This is a genomic window from Aminobacter sp. P4_H6_2 (genome assembly GCF_056400805.1).
The window spans coordinates 1-1,237 of the sequence record NZ_JBFUKO010000995.1; the positions used below are offsets into that span (position 1 = coordinate 1).

The following is a 1,237-nucleotide window of genomic DNA, read 5'->3' on the forward strand; positions in this document are numbered from 1 at the left end:
GGTCGAAGAAATGCTTGAACAGGCCGGTGTAGCTGCCTTTGAAGGTGGGCGAACCGACCACCAAAATGGCCGCGCTCGACAGCTGTTCGACGATGGCCCGGGCGGAAGGGTCGAGATCGCTGACACGCCTTGCCTGGGCGAAGGACGGGCCAAGGTCTTCGATATCGTAAGTGGCCGAGGCTGCCCCTGTGCTTTTGGCGACTTGCCCAACGATGTGGTCGATGAACAGTCTGGTCTTCGACGGACGGGTCAGGTTACCCGAAATTCCCACCACGAGCTGCTTTGACATTTCCGGCTCCTCACAATCGCCCAACTTCCATTAACTCTACGGAATTTGTAGAGTTTGGAGAGCGAGAGGATTTCAAATCCGGGCCGCCAAGCGGATGGAGTTTGCGAAACATCGGCTTCGATTAGTTCATCTGGCACTGCTATCGCCGTGTCACCGCGTGACCACGCCAACGCAATCATGACGGCTAGGCCTCGGCCGCCGCGCAGAAATGGCAGCGCGAACCAACGCAAGCCGATGCGATGGCGCTGCATGCGGCGCGAGCTATTCACGCACCATAGGCGTCAAGATTGACGCGAAACAATATGGCGCCGCTTGACCCGCTACATCAGCCCAAGCTGCTTGTAGAAGCCGAGCGCATCGTAATAGTCGCTCTGGGTGGCGATCTTTCCGTCCTTGACCGAGAACATCGACGCGCCGGTGAAAGAGAACTTCTTGCCGGTAGCCTTGGTGCCATCGGCCCAGTCGCCTGTGTTGGTGCCTGAAAATTCCCATTCAAACGACACGCGATCATCCTGAACCACGGGTGCACCCTTCATCTTCCAGACAGCATCTGGAACGGCGTTCAAGAAATTGTCGATGACGCCGCTCTTGGCTGCGTCCTTGCCTTCGACCGGCTTGCCGACTGAAGCGTCGTAGTAAACGACATTGTCGGCGAAGTACCCGGCCGCCTTGGCCGAGTCATGGGCGTTCCAGGCAGCCAGATAGGCCTCTACGGTTGCTTGCGGCTTGTCTTGTGCCCAAACCGGCGTGATGGCCGGCACGGCAGCGATAAACGCAGCGGCAATGGCTGCGGATGCGAGAAATTGGCGGCGATGCATGTTTCTTCCTCCCTTGTTTCCTTCTCCCCGTTTGCGGGGAGAAAATGGCCCGAAGAGCTGGATGAGGGGCGACTCCAACGTATAACAAGGCAGCGCTGCCCCTCATCTGCCTGCCGGCATCTTCTCCCCG

The 1,237-nt window shown here is 58.5% G+C and carries 2 protein-coding genes; both read right to left on the minus strand.

Annotation, left to right across the window (positions count from 1 at the left end):
• The coding region (locus AC1DUU_RS32390; RefSeq protein WP_476787381.1) for an NADPH-dependent FMN reductase at nucleotides 1–289 on the minus strand (289 nt) is incomplete at its 3' end.
• 320 nt (nucleotides 290–609) lie between these two features.
• A complete protein-coding gene (locus tag AC1DUU_RS32395) occupies nucleotides 610–1,107 on the minus strand; it encodes an ester cyclase (protein WP_476787382.1) in 498 nt (165 codons plus the stop codon).
• Nucleotides 1,108–1,237: the final 130 nt, after the last annotated feature.

Excerpts from the sequence above, each read along its gene's own strand:
- AC1DUU_RS32395 (WP_476787382.1), bottom strand. The coding sequence starts at position 1,107 with ATGCATCGCCGCCAATTTCTCGCATCCGCAGCCATTGCCGCTGCGTTT.